The organism is Bradyrhizobium sp. 14AA (genome assembly GCF_054185205.1).
This window is the reverse complement of the sequence record NZ_JAVAYM010000005.1, coordinates 90,577-106,661: the sequence shown is the minus strand read 5'-3', so window position 1 is coordinate 106,661 and position 16,085 is coordinate 90,577. Positions and strand designations below refer to the sequence as shown.

The window sequence follows — 16,085 nt, the reverse complement described above, 5'->3', positions numbered from 1 at the left end:
CGGTCTTCTGGTTTTTGTCAGGTTACGCTTCGGGGAAGCCCCGCAAGAGGTACGATCGCACGGCGCCCAACAAGCCGTTCAGGATCAGGCCCAACAGCGAGATCGTGATCAGCGGCACGAACATGTCGACGGCCTGAAAGGTGCGGGCCGCCGTCACGAGCGCATGGCCCAGTCCGTCCGTCGACGTGATCATCTCGGCCAGAAACACCACGATGCAGGAAATAACAAGGCCGATCCGGCAACCGGTCAGGATCGACGGCATCGCCGCCGGTAGCACCACCTTGAACAGGATTTCATAGCGCGGCGTTCCGGCCGCCATGGCCGACCAGATCAGCTTTTGCTCGACGGTCGACGCGCCGTAATAGGTGGACAGTAGAATGGGAAAGAGTGCGTCCGCGGCCACCAACGTGATCTTCGATCCGTGACCGAAACCGAGCAGCAGCAACAGTGCCGGATAGAGCGCAACCTTGGGCAACGGCGCCAAGACGCGCACGATGGGCCGAACCACGGCATTGATCACGGGACTGGCGGAAGCCGCGATGCCGATGCCGACACCGAGCACCACCGCAATCGCAAAGCCGGCAAACAGCCGGATCAGGGTCGCGGCGATCTCCTGCTGAAACGTCCACGTCGCGAGTTGCTGCAACAATCGGCTGAAGACATATCCCGGCGGCGGCAGCAACACCGCAGGCGCAAAACCAAACGACACGAGGCCTTGCCACAGCGCAATCACCAGCATGATCGGCGCGGTCCCGAGGATGATGTTTGCTGGCAGAAGGCGCGGTGTCATGAGAAGCTCAGCGGCATGTCGAACTGAGGCTCTGACCAGCGCACGAGCCGGGCGCGCACTCGCTCGAAGATCGCGTCGAGGCAGATTCCCATGGCCCCCACGATGATGATCATCGCAAAGACCGTGTCGTATTGCCCCATATCGAGCGCATTGAAGAGGATGTTTCCCGCGCCGGACTGGCGGGCGATCATCTCGCTGGTGATCATCGTGATCAGCGCCAGCACCAGCCCGGTCCGACAGCCGGTGAGGATTTCCGGCAACGCCGCCGGAAGCACGATGCGCACCAGGCGCTGCACGGCCGAAAGCCCCATCGCAGCACCCGACCACAGCATCTTCTCTTCGACCGCCTTGGCGCCCTCGAAGCTGTGATAGATGACCGGGAGGCTGACGCCGAGGAAGATCACCAGCGTCTTGGTGACGTCGCCAACTCCCAGCCACAGCATGATGATCGGCATCAGGGCCGCCTTCGGCACCGGGTAGATCACCATCAAAAGCGGATTGAAGAATGCGGCGACGGCCTGGCTGCGTCCCATCAATAGACCAAGTGGAATCGAAACCAGAACGGCCACGCCGAATCCGATCGCCATGCGGCGCAGCGAGGCCAGGATGTTGATCAGGGATTCCCTGTCGCCGAGAATGTCCGGAACCGCCCGGATCGCCTCGATCGCCGTCGGAAAGCTGTCGTTCTTCAGCGCGAGCGACGCGACCTGCCACGCCGCGAGCAACCCGATACAGGCCAGCACCGGTGCGGCGCGCTTGAATATGGCTGCGGGCGGCATCATGAGGGCGCCCCGATTTCGTCGCTCTCATCGAACATGCGTTCGATGTCGACGACGTATTTCTGGTAGCGCGGATCGAGCAACAGCTCGTTGCGGCGGCGTGGCCGCGGCAGATCGATGTCGATGACCTCCCGGATGCGGCCGGGCGATTTCGACATCATCACGACCTTGTCCGACAGGAAGACGGCCTCGTCGACCGAGTGGGTGACGAACAACACCGTCTTGCGATCGCGCTCCCAGATGTTCAGGAGATCGTTCTGCAGGCGTGTCCGAGTGTGAGCATCGAGCGCGCCGAACGGCTCGTCCATCAACAGGACTTCGGGATGGTAGGCGAGCGTCCGGGCCAGCGCCACGCGCTGCTTCATGCCGCCCGACAGCTCCTTGGGGTAAAAATTCTCGTAGCCCTTGAGGCCAACCATTTCGATCAAGGCGAGGCTTTGCGCCTCCGCCTCAGCGGCGCGCAGGCCTTGCTGGCGCGGTCCGTACATCACATTGCCCAGCACGGTCTTCCAGGGGAACAGCGCGAACTCCTGGAACACCGGTCCACGATCCGGTCCAGGCCCCGTAATCTCCTGTCCCTTCATCGTCGCTGTGCCGCTGCTTGGGCTGACGAAGCCTCCGACAATGTAAAGCAGTGTCGACTTACCACAGCCGGATGGACCGAGGATGGAGACGAAGGCCCCCTCTTCGATCGACAGCGAGATGTCCGATAAGGCCAAGTGTTCCTTGCGCGCCGAGGTTTGGAAGACCTGCGAGACGCGGTCGATCTCGATGATCGCAGAAGCCGGCTTTGGTCGTGTCACCGGTTCCACCCATTCACTCGATCTCGAAGGCACGACCTTCATCCCGTCTCTCACTTCACTCGCGCACGAACTCTGTGCAGCAGACTTGCTGAACGTCCTCCGTCAGCGGCACGAGCTTAGCAAGAAACTTGCCAGAGTACTGGCGATTTCCGAGCCGGTGCGGCGCGTCATTCGAACCAAGGCCATTCTGCCGGGCCTTCATGCGTGACGGCTCCGCCCGGCGCCTGCCCGACCAATCGCGCATACTTCGCGAGCGCGCCTGCACGGTGGCGTGGCGGACGCGGCTTCCAATCGCGCCGGCGCGTCGCAAGTTCCTGATCGTCGAGCAGCACATCCATGCGCCGGTTTGCGGCATCAATCCGGATCTTGTCACCGTCGCGGACGAGCCCCAGTGGACCACCTATGAAGGCTTCGGGAGACACATAGCCGATGCACATTCCGCGGGTTGCACCGGAGAACCGTCCATCGGTGATTAGCGCAACCTTTTCGCCCATGCCCTGCCCGTAGATCAGCGCGGTGACGCCAAGCATCTCGCGCATGCCGGGGCCGCCGACCGGCCCTTCATTACGGATCACGAGGACCTCGCCCGCTTTGTAGCTACGGTCGCGAACCGCTTTGACGCAGGCTTCCTCATCTTCGAAAACGCGCGCGATGCCCTCGAAGAACTGGTTCTTCAGGCCGGCGACCTTGATCACCGCACCATCCGGGCAGAGATTGCCCTTCAGCACCGCCACGCCGCCATCGGACATGATCGGCGCACGAGTCGCAAAAACAACTTCGCCATCCGGTGCATTGGCTGCGCCATATTCTTCCGCCAGCGTGCGGCCCGTGATGGTGACGCAACCACCATCGATGTGACCGCTCTCGATCAACTCGCGGATCACCACGGCGGCGCCACCGATATCGTAGACGTCCTTCGCCGTGTATTTGCCTCCGGGACGCAGATTTCCGATTAGCGGCGTCCTGGCAAACACCTCGCCGACGTCATCGATCGTGAATGCGATCCCCGCCTCGTTCGCAATCGCCGGCAGATGCAGCGCGGCGTTGGTCGAGCCACCCGTTGCAGCCACGATCGCCGCGCCGTTTTCCAGCGCCTTCCGCGTCACGATGTCACGCGGCCGCGGCCCTCCGCGTTTCAGCATCTCCATGATCAGGCGTCCGGCACGTCGCGAGATTTGCGCGCGCTCGGCGTAGATTCCGGGCACCATCGAGACGTTTGGCATGGTGAGACCCATCGCCTCCGACACCATCCCCATCGTGTTCGCAGTGAACTGGCCAGCGCACGCGCCGATGGTCGGCAGGCAGGCGCGCTCGATCCGCTCGAGCGTGGCGCCATCGATCTCGCCGGTCATGAAGCTGCCGACAGCCTCATAGGAGTCGAGTACTGTCAGCGTCCGCCCGTCCACACGGCCCGGCAGCGAGCTGCCACCATAAATGAAAATGGACGGCACGTTGCAGCGGACCATGCCCATCATCACGCCGGGAAGCGTCTTGTCGCATCCGCCGTATCCGATCAGCGCATCGTAGGCGAGACCTTGGACGACGGCCTCGATCGAGTCGGCGATCAGCTCGCGCGAAAACAGGGAGAACTTCATCCCTTCGTGATTCATGCTGATGCCGTCGGAGACCGAGACGGTCGAGAACTCGCGCGGCGTGCCACCGGCCTCCTCGATGCCGGTCTTGGCCGCGGCAACCTGGAAGTCGTGGGTCATGTTGCAGGGCGTCTGCTCGCCCTTCATGCTGACGACGCCCACCATCGGCTTGGCAATCGCGGCGTCGTCGAGGCCCATTGCGCGCATGAATGCGCGGTGCGGGGCCCGGTCGAGGCCGTCTGTCGTGACCCGTGATCGCAGCTTCTTCATACGTGCATCTTCTTCATGCAACGTCCCGTATCACCCGGGACGTTGCGATCTCACTATTCAGGACAATTGGCCCAGTCGCTTATTCCAGCGGCGCGACGATCGTCGGATGCTTGAACTGCGCGACATCCAGTTTCGGCAGCATCCCTGTCTCGGCGTAGATGTCCAGCATCTTCTGGATCGCCGGGAAGTTCGGTGCCGCACCTGGATCGCGGCCGAAATCGTTGTCCTTGAGCAGGTAAGTCTCCAGTACCGGAATGGGCGCTTTCAGAACCTCATTGACGACCTTCAGCGTCTCTTCGCGGTTCGCCAGCGCCTTCTTCATGCCTGACGTGATGTCGCGGACATAGGTCTTGACCAGTTCCGGGTTCTTGTCGACGAAATCCGCACGGCAGGCTTCCAGGATATGCACGATATTCGGCATGGCCTGCGACAGCGAGAACAGTTTCCTTGTGCCGCCCTTCGCCTCCGCGCGCGCGGCAAACGGCTGGTTCATGTTGACCGCGTCGACGCGGCCCTGACGCAGCGCATCCTCGGAGACGGCAAATCCGACCTCGACCAGCTTGATGTCCTTGGCCGGGTCGACGCCATTCTGCTTGAGGAGCAGGTTGAAGGGCCCTTGCGTGCCGCCGCCGATCACGGAAATGCCAACCGTCTTGCCCTTGAGATCGGCAATGGTCTTGATCGGCGAGTCATCCATCACCGCCCAGTAGACCGAGAAGCCACCGGGCTTCTCGAAGACGTGCTGCGCGACGATGTAGGCTTTGAGGTTGCCTCCGACCACGCCATTGGAGAGCGACAGCGGCGCCTGCGTGGCGCAATCCAGCGCGCCCGCTGCGAGCGCCTGCGTCATCGGCGCTGTGCCCTGGAATTGGGTCCATTCGATGTTGTAGGTCTTGCCGATGCTGGGAAACTCGGCAGGGCGGCGCATCATCCAATACTTGGATTCCTCCGCCGGAATCGTCCAGCCGACGCGGATGGTCTGCTGCGCCCATGCCGGGCCTGCGCCCGCGTTCACGGCCGCCGCCGCTCCCAAAGCCAGGATCCACTTCGAAACGGTTCGCATCGTGCCCACTCCGCTGCTCCGGCGCCGACCGGCGCCACCCAACCCGACCGGTCCAAATGTTTCATGGTTCAAACAATCAGGCAAGCCATGCAGACGGGCCCGGTTTCGCGGTGGGGTGCGCCATGTAAGGTAAGGTGACGGTCGCGCGGCGTTGCGCTGCGACAGAGGGAGGCAACCTATGGCTGATGCGAGCAAGACAAACGCGCAAGGTGTCGAGCGACTCGGCTATCTCGGCCTCGGACTGATGGGGACACCCATGGCCCGCCGCCTGCTCAAGGCTGGCTATCAGCTCACGGTCTGGAACCGCTCGGAGGGCAAGGTAGCTCCGCTCCTCGAGGCCGGCGCCAAGCGCGCGGTCACGCCACGCGACCTGTCGGCCAACTCGGACATCATCTTCATGTGCGTGACAGACGCTGCCGCCGTGGAAGAAGTGATTTTTGGAGCCGAAGGTCTTGCGGCGGCTCCCGGCGCGGGCAAGCTGGTGGTCGATTTCTCGTCGATCCATCCCGACGCCGCGCGCGACCTTGCGACGCGACTGAAAGCTGCGAATGGTGCTGGTTGGATCGATGCACCGGTGTCTGGCGGCACCAAGGGCGCCGAAGAGGGCTCGCTTGCGATCATGGCTGGGGGAGAAGCAGCCGATATCGAGAGGGTGCGCCCCTACGTGCTGGCCATGGCGCGCAGGTTCACCCGCATGGGGCCGACCGGCGCCGGCCAGACCACAAAATTGTGCAACCAGGTGATCGTCGGATGCGCGATGGCCGTGCTCGCGGAAGCAACACGCCTTGCGGCGAACGCCGGAATTGACGCCAACCGATTGCCCGAAGCGCTGGCCGGCGGTTTTGCGGACTCCATTCCGCTCCAGCTTTTCGTGCCGCGGATGGTCCAGGGCATTCATTCACCACCACTTGGCCATATTGCCACGATGCTCAAGGACCTCGATACCGTCGCCGATGTCGCGCAGGCAACGTCGACGCCTGTGCCGATGGCCTCGCTTGCGGGGCAGCTTTTCAGGTTGGCCAAGGCCGCGCGAGGCGCGGAAGCGGATGCACTGGAGATCTACAAGCTTTCAGAGCATTGAACCGTCGCGTCCGAAGCACCCTACGGTGACTTCTTGCGCCCGTCGTCCGCGAGAAATTGGCCAAACGCCCCTCGCGCAAACAGCAGCGGCTCCTTTGCATTGTAAGTATAGGCTTCGACCGCACCGAGAAAGATCACGTGGTCGCCGCCGTAGTAGCGATTGACCGAGCGGCATTGAAAATTGGCGACGCTCTCGGCGATCACCGGCGCATTTCCGAGACCCGGCGTCCAGTCGACGCCCGCGAATTTGTCATCGGATGATTTTGCGAACTTGTTCGCAAGCGCCTGCTGCGAAGCGCCAAGCACGTTGACGGTGAAATGGCTGGCGTTCTGGAAGATAGTCAGACTCGAGGAATAAACGACCAGGCTCCACAGAACCAGCGGAGGATTCAGCGAAACCGAGGCAAACGAATTGCACGTCAGGCCGTAGGGCTTGCCGTCGGGAGCCGCGGCCGTGATGATCGTCACGCCGGTAGCATAAGTCCCGAGCGCGTTGCGAAAGTCACGAGGATCGATCGACGAACTGTCGCTCGCGAATTCATTGGCAGGATCGGGAATGGCCGGCTGTTTCGGCAGATCATTCATCGGCCGGCCTCACAACGTGAGATTCTCGGACGGCAGGCCCAGCGCCACGCGTCCGTAGTTGGTTCCAGCCGCATCGAAGTTGAACGCGAGATGCGAGTTGATCGCGTGCGCATCGCGGAACTGCCGCTGCAACACGCCCGTCGTAAACAGGCCGCGCGCTCCGCTGGCGGCAAACAGCATCGAGACCGCATCGGTGCACAAGTTCACCGAAAAAGCCCCGTCGCGCCGATATCTGGTCTTGGCCGCCATATCAGGGATATGGCCGCGCCGCGCATCGTCCATGGCATCCAGACAGGCCGAGCGCATGATCAGGCGCGCGGCATCGATCTTCGCCGAGGCCTCTGCGATCTTGATCTGCGTGCTTTGAAAGTCGCTCAGCTTGGCGCGGTTGTAGGTCGAAATGCGGTGACGGGCGACCTCGGAATAATCGTCGAGACACGCCTGTGCGTTTCCCAGCGCGACGCCGGAGAGGACGTAAGGAAACAGCGAGAAGACGGGAAGCGCATACAACGGATTGGGATTCACCTTGCTTCCCGGCGTCGGACCGCCGGCAAGATCGCCGACCGCGACCGTCATGTAGTCGGCCACGAAGGCGTCCCTGACCTCCACGTCGCAAGAACCCGTGCCGCGCAATCCCGCCACATTCCAGGTATCGAGGACCTTGTAATCCCCTTTCGGCAGTAGAAATATCCGATACTCTATGCCGTCTGCCTCGTCGTCGGAGTAGACGACACTTGCAAGCATGTTCCATGCGCAGGAGGCAACGCCCGAGGAGAATGGCCAACTCCCATGCAGCCGGTATCCACCCTCGACCCTCGTGGCGCGTCCGGCCGGGAAAATGAATGAGGATGCAATCAGCGCGTCCGGATCATGGTCCCAGACCAGATCCTGCGCCTTCTGCTCGAACATGCCGAGCATCCAGTGATGACTGGCCAGATTGGCCAAATTCCAGGCCACCGACGCGTCGGCTTGCCCGAGCAGATCCGCGCAATCGATCAAGGCGACATAGTCCAGTTCTGCGCCACCAATGCGCCGGGGCTGGAGCATCCGGAACAGGCCGGCATCGTGCAGGTCCACCTCGGTCTCCGGCGGCAAATGGCGCAGCTCTTCCGTTCGCGCGGCACGGTCTCGCAGTCGTGGTACGAGCGCACGAGCTTTCGCGGTCATTGCCGCATAGCCACGTTCACCGGCTTCCGGCCCCGCCGACTGGCCTACGCTCGGCTCTTGACCACGCGCCATTCGTATCCCTCGCTTTCACACATTTATGCTGCGAGACCCTCGCCAAATCAAGCGGATGCGGCACATGCGCCTGCGGCCGCCCTGCACCTGGCTGCCTGGAAAGGATGCGATCTGGCAGCGGTCGGCCTCGCGAAACGGCGATCCGCAAGCCACGACGCCCAGCCCGCGGGACCAGCCGCCAAGCTCAAGCCGACGTTGACGGCTTGCCCGGGCCAAAGACACCCTTTTGGGCGAATTCCGTGATGCGACGCTGGTCGTACCCAAGCGTATCGCGCAACACGTCCTCGGTATGCTCGCCCAACAGAGGTGCGGCAACGGGATCGACCGCACCCGTCAGGCTCATCGCAATTGGTGGCTCGATGTTGGGGACCCATTGTGCCGTACGATGCGGGATCCGGCTCAAGCGATGGCGTTCGCGTGCCTCCGGCGCGTTGAACCCCTCCTCAACAGTCCGGAGATAGCCGACCGGGATATTGGCCAGCTTCATCTTTGCCATCCAGTTCTCGAGGGTATCGCCCGCAAAAACCTCCGCGATGGCTGCCCGCAGCAGCTCCTTGTTCTCGGAACGGGCTTTGCGCGTCGCAAACTGCGGATCGGTGATGAGATCAGGCCGGTTCAGCACCTCGACGACCAGCCGGCGATAGAGCCGGTCGTTCGCGCAGGCCATGTAGAGCGGCCCATCGGAGGCCTCGTACACGCCGACCGTGGGAGATCCACTCGGGGAGTTGCCGAACCGGCCGGGGTTCTCACCATTGATCAGATAGGCCATGCCGTAGAAACCGGTCATCCCCATCGCGACATCGAACAGGGCGACTTCGACGTGCTGCCCGCGACCGAGCCGATCCCGCGCCAACAGCGCCAGCAGGATGGCGTTGCAAGCTGACATCCCCGTCGCCATGTCCACGATGGGTGGGCCGGTACGAACCGCCGGTCCATCGGCAAACCCGTTGAGTGACATGAAGCCGCTTTCCGCCTGCGTGATGGGATCGAAGCCGGGGCGCGAGGCGAACGGACCGGTGCGTCCGTAGGCCGAGATCGAGCAATAGATCAGCCGCGGATTGAGCGGCGCGACCGCTTCATAATCGAGGCCGAATTTTTTCATGACACCGCTGGAGAAATTCTCCACGACCACGTCCGCCTTTCGGATCAGATCCAGCGCGATCTCGCGGGCCTCCGGCACGGCCAGGTCGAGTGCCATGCCGCGCTTGTTGCGGTTCAGGCTGAGATAGGCGGCGCTCTCGCCGCCGATCTCGGCGTGTTCGTAGGCGCGCGTGTCGTCGCCACCGTCCGGATTCTCGATCTTGATAACGCGCGCGCCAAAATCGGCGAGCGTCTGCGTGCAGGCCGGGCCGGCCACCACACGCGTAAAATCGACGACCAGCAGACCATCGAGCGCGGTTGGCCCTCCCGTCGCCCGCGACGAACGTTCAGGCAATTGAGGCTTGGTGGACATCGATAGCGCTCCCTTACATCGGCTTATGGCCGCCGAATTTCCTGCGAGAGCAAGCTTAAAGCCCGGCGCCGCCGACTTCGCAAGTGCTTCAGTCTCGCCGCCTGAAAACGCAAAAGCGGCCCGGCAGCCTTCAAGCTGCCGGGCCGCTCGATATTGCGGGCATACCGTCTACGCCACGTCTCGCGCGCTGCGAAAGCCACGTTCCGCATCACGAGAAACCTGCTCGAACGTCAACGAAGCGACCTTCGCCAATAAAGCGTATGCGACCAGGCCCATGGCATCTCGGGTTCGTAGAGCCGGTAGCCCGCCTGGATGAAATTATTGGCAGACACCGGATTGCTAGTCGTATCGGAAACGATACCGTCCCATCCGACACGCCGCCCATGCGCCTCGACAGCCCGCATCAGCCTGAGCTGGAGTCCCCGCCCCCAATGCCGCTGCATGACCCCAACCCTGGAGAAATAGCCGTTGTTTGGCGCATACGTGGACGGCACAACACCGGCAAACGCAACTGGCTCATCACCATGATAGGCCAGCCACCACGCTCCAAGGTCGAACTGGGGTAGAGGCGCGGTATCGAGGAACGTCAGTTGGTGCAGGTCGGACAAGGTGTCGGCAACGTCGTCATCCGACGCATCGACGATACGAATTCTGTACATGGGATGGCTCATTGGAGCGGAGCGCCCCTTTCATCGGGCACGCAGTGACGTTACCGCCACGAGAGCCTCAGCCACGAAAATCTCACTTGCCGAGCACGACCTTGACGCCCAACCAAACGGCACCCATCAGACCAGTGGCGATCACCGTAATCACGGCCTTGAAGGTGTAGCTCTGGGCCTGCTCCACGCTCTTTCGCCACCTCCGCAAATGCTGAAAATCGGCCCTCAGCTCCTTTCGATCGTCGTCCTCGATTCCAAAAGAGGCCAGCACCGACGCCACCGCTTTCAATACGATCGCATCGATGCTCTCCTGCTGGAGCCTGTGCTGCTCGGCCAGCGTCTCGGCGACAATCGCTTTGATCTCTTCATCTGGCATCTTCACCGCTTGATGATCCTTGCAACATTCTCGAAGCCGCGTTTTGCGAAGTAAAAGGACACAACCAGATTGGCCGTGATCGCAGCAAATCCCGCCAGAGCGTCGGTGGAGCCAAATCCAAGGACCTTGTCCCAGACCAGGAGTTTCGCGAAATAGAGTGCCACGCAGTAGCCCATCAACTTGTCCGGCTCATACCTGCGTACCAGCCGCGCCGCCGAATTGGCGCTGCCGCCGCCGGCCGTCGCGGACAAATGCTCTTCCACGGTGTCGCGCGCCTGCGTCTCGATCTCGGTCGTGCCGGTGTGCGGCAGCAAGGCCCTGATCTGACCGCCATCAAAGCCTTCCGCGATCAGCTGCGCCTCGGTTTTGGTGACGACCTCGTGGAAGCAATAATTGCAATCGCGGATGCTGCGCGCACCGCGCTCGATGCCGAATTCTTCGGGCGGCACCCCCATCACCCGCGCCAGCGCAAGCTTGCGCGTGGTGACGATGGTGACGTCGTGCGTGACGAGAGACCCCATCGGCGCTGATGGCGCCGGGGCTAGCAAGGGAAAGGGCATGTGTGATTGAACTCTCAGATTTTGCCGGGCGTAGAGGCGGCAGAAGGGCAGCAGCGGCTAATGGCCGTTATTGCGCATGTAGTCCTGGATCATGCCGAGCAGTCCGCCGGCCGGCGGCCAATCGAGATCGGATGGAACGCCCCGTGTGATCGCAGGGACCCCGCCTGGCAGGCCGGCAGAAGCGCGTTGCGTGAGCGGAGACGCGCCTCTTTGCGGTGAAGACGAGGCCCATTGATCCAACGCGCGACTGCGATCAGGCGCAAGCAACGCCTCGAGTGGAAATCGTGTCGGAGGAAACGCAGGCGAACTGAGCTGATCGGACGCGAAGTGCAACGACGGCAGCGTCGGATCGCCAGCCGGCGCGGGCCTCGTAGGGGCTTGCGAACGCGGGCGCAGAGGAGGCGTCAATGGTGCTGGACCATTAGGCCCACCAAGCGACGTCGGGCCTTTCGCGCCGGAAACTGCGGTGCTGGGCAAGTCCTGCGGGGGCGTGACCAGGGAACGTGGAGCGCGAACCGGCGGTGCACTTGTACGGTCGCCTGGAGCTCCAACAGAACCGAACGGTCGTTTCGCGGAATCGAGAGGGCTCGGCTGATCGACACCGCCCGGCTGCGAACCTGAGTTCGGTGCATCCCCAGAGCGGGCCGCACCGATGTTGAACTGACGCTGGATATCCTGAATATCCTTCGGGTCTAGCAACATACTCCTGGCGCCCGGGACCACGGACGCGCCACCGGGCATTGGCGATTCGGTCAAGCCCATCGCAGCGATCAACGTGCTCGCAAACGAGTTGCTGTTTTGCCCGAGCCCCATCCATGGATAATGGATGTTCCGCGCATTTATCTTGTCGAGGACGGCCCTGCCGGCATCCCACCTTTTCATGATCTCGGCCTGATCGCCGGAGGCTAACTCGGTCTGAGCAAAGTTGGGCTTGTAAAAGCGCTGGTCGTGATACCCCCTCAATTCATCCGACGGCAAATGCCCGATCGGCTTGGGAAGTCCGTCTGCCCCCGTCGCCAGACCATGCAGCTCCCCGATGACATTCCCATCCGGGTCGATCAGCACAAGAAAATTGTGTCCAGCAACTCCACCGATAAGGGGAAGTTGCGCCTTGACGATACGATATTGGCCTTCCGCCATAATCCACCTGCTCATTCATCGGGAACGTAGCGCTTGTGAGCTTGCACGACGGCGTCATGCGGCTTCAGATAGGAGAGCCGCACGTCGACATGATAAACTGCTCGTGCTCCGTAGTCGGGACCATCGCGCGGGACATATCGCTGGTCGCTTCGAACCCAATATTCGCCCGAATAGCTGCACTCCTTGCTGGGCGCCGGGGCGCACCGCAAACCAAGAGCCTCTGCATCGTCGCGAGAGATGCCCTTGGCAGACGTCTGCTCGATGATGAACCTCTTCGTCAGTTGCTTCAGGCCATCGACGTCATAGTTGGAGTTGCGGCCAAGGAATTTCGCCAGCTCGCCTTCGCCCAACCCCTCAATATTGATGTCGACGCGAGGCCACGGCCCGGACCAGAAACATCCGGAGATTATGAAAGCAATTGCCAACAGCGAGAGAATGTTGAGTATCGGGAACTTCGGCATTCCAAGTGCTTCTCCGGGCAAATACTTCATCTGCTCATCTTTCTGGAATCGCATGTGCGCTGCCTCTATCGTTCGCAGTACAGAGCGGCCAACAACGGCCGCAACACCTTTCGCCGTATAAGAGCGCGCTTACCGCACCACTACCTATGATTTGAATAGAACAAATGGAGAACTTCGTCAAACGAGACTTGGGCTACCATATACTTCCGGATCCAGCGGTCCGCGGGCTCGCACCGAAGCGGCGCCTCGCCAGCCCTAACGCAAGTCTCTCAAGGATCAGCTGCCACATATGGTAGGCTCCACAAAGTTGGGCCGAGGTGCGTCCGAACGATATCGTTTAATCCGAACACATGGCAAATGAAAATGGTAGGCGGCACGAGCGCCGCTCATCGACGTTCGTCAGGCGCACAGCGCAGCCCCAAGGATGCGACGGTCGATGAAATCGCATTAGGAATGACCGAGGGCGCTCATATCGCCGCTCGATGCCAGTGCTCGCGTTGTCATCCGACGGGCCATATTGCAGTCGCTCCAGCGCAATCAGTGAATAAAGGAGAGAACCACTGCAAGCCCGGCGCAACAAATCAGCAGGCCGATCAAGGCAGCGAATGTGGCCCAGTCTGCAACGTGTCTCGCTGTTCGATCCCGTCATGCACCGTGTGCGCGACGATCTTCATCGTGTCGTTCGATTCCGCGACGTCCTGGGCCAGCAGCGCGAACTGGTCGTCGGTGAGATCGTAATAGGTCTCACGGCTCTCCTCCTCCCGCTCTTCCCACCAGACCTTGACGATGCCGGCCTTCGACAGCAGCGCGTCCTTGATGAAGGAATAGAGGACCATGAAGCCGCCGTTCTGCTGCATGAAGACGTGGTTGACGTAGTCCGTCTCCTGCTGCGCGGCGGCGACGTCCTCCGGGCCGACCGGTTCGAAGCGCACGACCTCGTCGGAGCCAGCAAAGATGTCCATCAGCGATGGCATCAGGCCTTCGATGGTGTCGGCGACGTCGGTCGACACCGCGCGCGAGCGGCCGTCCTGCGCCGGCATGTCCTTGCGCATGTCGCCGAGATAATAGTCCATGGCAACGGCCCGCTCCTCGGCAAGCCGCGCAGCCGACATTGCGGCAAGCGCGTTGGCTTTTTCGGAGGCGAGCATCGCCTTTACTTCGGAAATCGACATCTTTGCCATAAAATACCCTTTGGTCAGAACTCGTTCATCGCAACACCGGCGGGCAAAGCCTCACCTGTATGGCAGGTACGGCACCGGCGAGGCACCTGACGTAAACACATCCGCCTCGTTTGAAACATTGCGCCGGGTCAATCGGCGGATGTCGCTGCGACGGACAGCGGGTGGGTCGACGGCGTTCTCGCCGAGCGCGTTCGGAGCCGGCGCGCTGGCGGCCGGAGGCGGCGGCGCGTCGTATCCGCTCCCGATGGACGCATAGCTTGCGCTCGCCGGTCCCAATACCCCACCGAGCTCGCTCCAACGTCCGAAACGATCGGCAAGGTCCCACGGCGCGGCTCCCGGGGCGGGAAGCGAATTATCGAGCGCCTGTTGAGCCCGTGTCGTTCCATCGAGAAAAGGAATCGGCGCGGCACTTGGCGCTCCGGTAAACCGACGAGCGCCATCCGGAGACAACACATTGGGCGAAGCGGGGCGCGAAGGCCAGCTCGTCGCACCGAACGCCGGCTCCACTGCCTGCGTCTGCAGGATGGAAGGAATGGGTTGGCCGCCCCTGTCCCATACGCTCGGCTTTGACGCCGGGGCGTTCGCCATCTTCCTGTTCGCCCAGGCGATGACCCAGCCGGCTGTCTTGCCCCGAAGGAAGTCGTTCGCTTCGATCGCATTCTTGCTGAGGATCGATTCCACCGGCGTATCCGGATTTGCTTTCATCAATGCGGGGGCGCCGCCCGGGCCGGCAAAGTGCATGAGATAGATCGAGCCCGGCGTGACAGGAAGGTGGGCGTCGCGAAGCGCCTTTTCGTTCTCCTCCGCGTACTTGGCCGTCATCTTTTTCGAAAGGTCGGGATTTTTCCGAAGCTCAAGGATCTCGGCGTCCGATTTACCTTCCGCCAGCTCGTGCTGGTAGCGCTTGACCATGTAGAGCCAGGTCCCGTTGGTGAACTGCCCGAGCCCAAGCGCGCTCGACGTCTTGTTCGGCTTGTTTGCCTTGATCAGATTCCCGCTACTCTCGGCCGAAATGATCTTGTCAAGAATATCCATCTTGCCTCCACAAATGAGAACAGCGGCCCACGAGGACCGCTGTTCAGTTCCAGAGATTGACGTTTTCGGTGCGCCGGCGTCACGGGAGCGTGGACCAACCCCACCAACGACTCGATCTTGTCAGCGACCCGTCAGTCAGCGATCGCCCCAGGAGCAGCCACACCCCTGTAGGAATTTGTGCGCGCTACGATTTCGTCACGTTATTTGCGGTTGCCGTCGCCAAGCCGTTCTCTCAGAGCCCCCTGCTGGGCGGCGCTCGGCGCGCCGAGGTAGGAAATGGTTCCTTCCTGATACAGGGCTCCCCATGCCCGGGTGGCGTTCGGAGCAAACATGACGGTCAGCTGGCTAAGGCTGCAATTCTGAGACTCGCAGGTGAACAACAACTCGTAGGTTGTGCCATCGATCGTGACATTGGTGACGGGTGACCCGACGCTCCAGCCTTTCCCTCTGCCCATTCCCTGAGCCCATTCAGGCAGCTTGTCAGCATGATCGAGCAATTCATTCAATGCTCGCGCATAGGCCGGATTTTTCTTCATCATCTCGGGCAGATAGGGTCCGGTCTTCGGCGGCGGCTCAGGAATATAGAGCTCGCTCTTCAGCACCGTTTGCTGCGCATCGCTCGGAGCTCCCAAGAAGGATACAACCCCTTTTTCCCTGAGCCCGGCCCACGCCTGCGTGCCATTCGGCGCAAACATGACGACGATGGAGGTGTCGATGCACTTTGCAACACGCACGCACATGTTAAAGAGCTCGTATCTAGTTCCGGCGATTTCCTCGTGGAATTGCGGGCTGCTCACATAAGGGCCGTTTCTCTTGAGGATTTCCCGAGTCCAGCTCGGAGCGTTACCCAGCAGGGTCGTCAGGGTCTGAACATAGGCAGGCTTTTGCAAGACACCGGACAGATAACCAATGGCCATCGCCGGCGGGCACACGGCCCACATTGCCAGACCCGCCGCCAATACGATCCAACGAAACTGCCGTCGCATGATCTCTCCCTCGAACGCCCAGGCACGCACTAT

Annotated in this window: 18 protein-coding genes; 2 read left to right on the top strand and 16 right to left on the bottom strand. The window is 61.8% G+C overall.

All coding sequences use genetic code 11. From position 1 onward, the window contains the following. Positions 1-22 precede the first annotated feature (22 nt). From RAD15_RS12200 to RAD15_RS12190, 3 genes are read right to left on the bottom strand one after another with little or no spacing between them, the layout of a single operon-like run. Positions 23-790, bottom strand: coding sequence for an ABC transporter permease (locus RAD15_RS12200; RefSeq protein WP_458177624.1), 768 nt, complete (start codon positions 788-790; stop codon positions 23-25). Then, entirely contained in the window at positions 787-1,572 is a 786-nt protein-coding gene (locus tag RAD15_RS12195; protein WP_458177622.1) for an ABC transporter permease, read from the bottom strand. The genes RAD15_RS12200 and RAD15_RS12195 overlap by 4 nt, the downstream gene beginning before the upstream one ends. Further along, complete coding sequence (locus RAD15_RS12190) at positions 1,569-2,336, bottom strand: ABC transporter ATP-binding protein (protein WP_458178002.1); 768 nt, start codon at positions 2,334-2,336, stop codon at positions 1,569-1,571. Before RAD15_RS12190 ends, RAD15_RS12195 begins: the two co-directional genes overlap by 4 nt. Here RAD15_RS12190 and RAD15_RS12185 point away from each other — a divergent pair. Then, positions 2,236-2,580 carry a hypothetical protein gene (locus RAD15_RS12185; RefSeq protein ID WP_458178016.1) on the top strand — a complete coding sequence of 115 codons (345 nt, stop codon included), beginning with the start codon at positions 2,236-2,238 and terminating at the stop codon, positions 2,578-2,580. The genes RAD15_RS12190 and RAD15_RS12185 overlap by 101 nt on opposite strands. Here RAD15_RS12185 and ilvD read toward each other — a convergent pair. Both ilvD and RAD15_RS12175 read right to left on the bottom strand, forming a co-directional pair. After that, entirely contained in the window at positions 2,540-4,234 is a 1,695-nt protein-coding gene (gene ilvD, locus RAD15_RS12180; protein ID WP_458177620.1) for a dihydroxy-acid dehydratase, read from the bottom strand. The genes RAD15_RS12185 and ilvD overlap by 41 nt on opposite strands. A 79-nt stretch (positions 4,235-4,313) precedes the next feature. Next, positions 4,314-5,297 carry an ABC transporter substrate-binding protein gene (locus tag RAD15_RS12175; RefSeq protein ID WP_458177618.1) on the bottom strand — a complete coding sequence of 328 codons (984 nt, stop codon included), beginning with the start codon at positions 5,295-5,297 and terminating at the stop codon, positions 4,314-4,316. Positions 5,298-5,475: 178 nt separating this feature from the next. On the opposite strand from RAD15_RS12175, the gene RAD15_RS12170 reads away from it, so the two are divergent. Further along, complete coding sequence (locus tag RAD15_RS12170; RefSeq protein ID WP_458177616.1) at positions 5,476-6,378, top strand: NAD(P)-dependent oxidoreductase; 903 nt, start codon at positions 5,476-5,478, stop codon at positions 6,376-6,378. A gap of 20 nt (positions 6,379-6,398) precedes the next feature. On the opposite strand, the gene RAD15_RS12165 is transcribed toward RAD15_RS12170, so the two are convergent. The 11 genes from RAD15_RS12165 to RAD15_RS12115 form a co-directional block, all read right to left on the bottom strand. Continuing rightward, positions 6,399-6,962, bottom strand: coding sequence for a flavin reductase family protein (locus RAD15_RS12165; protein WP_458177614.1), 564 nt, complete (start codon positions 6,960-6,962; stop codon positions 6,399-6,401). Positions 6,963-6,971: 9 nt separating this feature from the next. Next, entirely contained in the window at positions 6,972-8,201 is a 1,230-nt protein-coding gene (locus RAD15_RS12160) for an acyl-CoA dehydrogenase family protein (protein ID WP_458177611.1), read from the bottom strand. A 184-nt stretch (positions 8,202-8,385) separates the two neighbouring features. Next, complete coding sequence (locus tag RAD15_RS12155; RefSeq protein ID WP_458177609.1) at positions 8,386-9,654, bottom strand: CaiB/BaiF CoA transferase family protein; 1,269 nt, start codon at positions 9,652-9,654, stop codon at positions 8,386-8,388. 230 nt (positions 9,655-9,884) lie between these two features. Then, a complete protein-coding gene (locus tag RAD15_RS12150) occupies positions 9,885-10,313 on the bottom strand; it encodes a GNAT family N-acetyltransferase (RefSeq protein ID WP_458177607.1) in 429 nt (142 codons plus the stop codon). An 82-nt stretch (positions 10,314-10,395) separates the two neighbouring features. Beyond that, positions 10,396-10,695 (bottom strand): hypothetical protein, encoded by a 300-nt coding sequence (locus RAD15_RS12145; protein WP_458177605.1) that lies wholly within the window; start codon positions 10,693-10,695, stop codon positions 10,396-10,398. Next, the gene (locus RAD15_RS12140; protein WP_458177603.1) at positions 10,692-11,210 is read right to left on the bottom strand and encodes a portal protein; all 519 of its coding nucleotides are present in this window, start codon (positions 11,208-11,210) and stop codon (positions 10,692-10,694) included. Before RAD15_RS12140 ends, RAD15_RS12145 begins: the two co-directional genes overlap by 4 nt. Positions 11,211-11,306: 96 nt before the next feature. Then, positions 11,307-12,389, bottom strand: coding sequence for a hypothetical protein (locus RAD15_RS12135; protein WP_458177601.1), 1,083 nt, complete (start codon positions 12,387-12,389; stop codon positions 11,307-11,309). Positions 12,390-12,400: 11 nt separating this feature from the next. After that, positions 12,401-12,904: a hypothetical protein gene (locus tag RAD15_RS12130; protein ID WP_458177599.1), complete on the bottom strand. Its 504-nt coding sequence runs from the start codon at positions 12,902-12,904 to the stop codon at positions 12,401-12,403. A 539-nt stretch (positions 12,905-13,443) separates the two neighbouring features. Continuing rightward, positions 13,444-14,031, bottom strand: a complete 588-nt coding sequence (locus RAD15_RS12125) for a portal protein (RefSeq protein ID WP_458177597.1) — start codon at positions 14,029-14,031, stop codon at positions 13,444-13,446. 51 nt (positions 14,032-14,082) lie between these two features. Beyond that, a complete protein-coding gene (locus RAD15_RS12120; RefSeq protein WP_458177595.1) occupies positions 14,083-15,066 on the bottom strand; it encodes a hypothetical protein in 984 nt (327 codons plus the stop codon). A gap of 200 nt (positions 15,067-15,266) precedes the next feature. After that, the gene (locus RAD15_RS12115; RefSeq protein WP_458177593.1) at positions 15,267-16,052 is read right to left on the bottom strand and encodes an Ivy family c-type lysozyme inhibitor; all 786 of its coding nucleotides are present in this window, start codon (positions 16,050-16,052) and stop codon (positions 15,267-15,269) included. Positions 16,053-16,085: the final 33 nt, after the last annotated feature.

Coding starts and splice junctions, on each gene's coding strand:
- RAD15_RS12200 (WP_458177624.1), bottom strand. CDS start 790: ATGACACCGCGCCTTCTGCCAGCAAACATCATCCTCGGGACCGCGCCG.
- RAD15_RS12195 (WP_458177622.1), bottom strand. CDS start 1,572: ATGATGCCGCCCGCAGCCATATTCAAGCGCGCCGCACCGGTGCTGGCC.
- RAD15_RS12185 (WP_458178016.1), top strand. CDS start 2,236: ATGGAGACGAAGGCCCCCTCTTCGATCGACAGCGAGATGTCCGATAAG.
- ilvD (WP_458177620.1), bottom strand. CDS start 4,234: ATGAAGAAGCTGCGATCACGGGTCACGACAGACGGCCTCGACCGGGCC.
- RAD15_RS12175 (WP_458177618.1), bottom strand. CDS start 5,297: ATGCGAACCGTTTCGAAGTGGATCCTGGCTTTGGGAGCGGCGGCGGCC.
- RAD15_RS12170 (WP_458177616.1), top strand. CDS start 5,476: ATGGCTGATGCGAGCAAGACAAACGCGCAAGGTGTCGAGCGACTCGGC.
- RAD15_RS12165 (WP_458177614.1), bottom strand. CDS start 6,962: ATGAATGATCTGCCGAAACAGCCGGCCATTCCCGATCCTGCCAATGAA.
- RAD15_RS12160 (WP_458177611.1), bottom strand. CDS start 8,201: ATGGCGCGTGGTCAAGAGCCGAGCGTAGGCCAGTCGGCGGGGCCGGAA.
- RAD15_RS12155 (WP_458177609.1), bottom strand. CDS start 9,654: ATGTCCACCAAGCCTCAATTGCCTGAACGTTCGTCGCGGGCGACGGGA.
- RAD15_RS12150 (WP_458177607.1), bottom strand. CDS start 10,313: ATGTACAGAATTCGTATCGTCGATGCGTCGGATGACGACGTTGCCGAC.
- RAD15_RS12140 (WP_458177603.1), bottom strand. CDS start 11,210: ATGGGGTCTCTCGTCACGCACGACGTCACCATCGTCACCACGCGCAAG.
- RAD15_RS12135 (WP_458177601.1), bottom strand. CDS start 12,389: ATGGCGGAAGGCCAATATCGTATCGTCAAGGCGCAACTTCCCCTTATC.
- RAD15_RS12130 (WP_458177599.1), bottom strand. CDS start 12,904: ATGCGATTCCAGAAAGATGAGCAGATGAAGTATTTGCCCGGAGAAGCA.
- RAD15_RS12125 (WP_458177597.1), bottom strand. CDS start 14,031: ATGGCAAAGATGTCGATTTCCGAAGTAAAGGCGATGCTCGCCTCCGAA.
- RAD15_RS12120 (WP_458177595.1), bottom strand. CDS start 15,066: ATGGATATTCTTGACAAGATCATTTCGGCCGAGAGTAGCGGGAATCTG.
- RAD15_RS12115 (WP_458177593.1), bottom strand. CDS start 16,052: ATGCGACGGCAGTTTCGTTGGATCGTATTGGCGGCGGGTCTGGCAATG.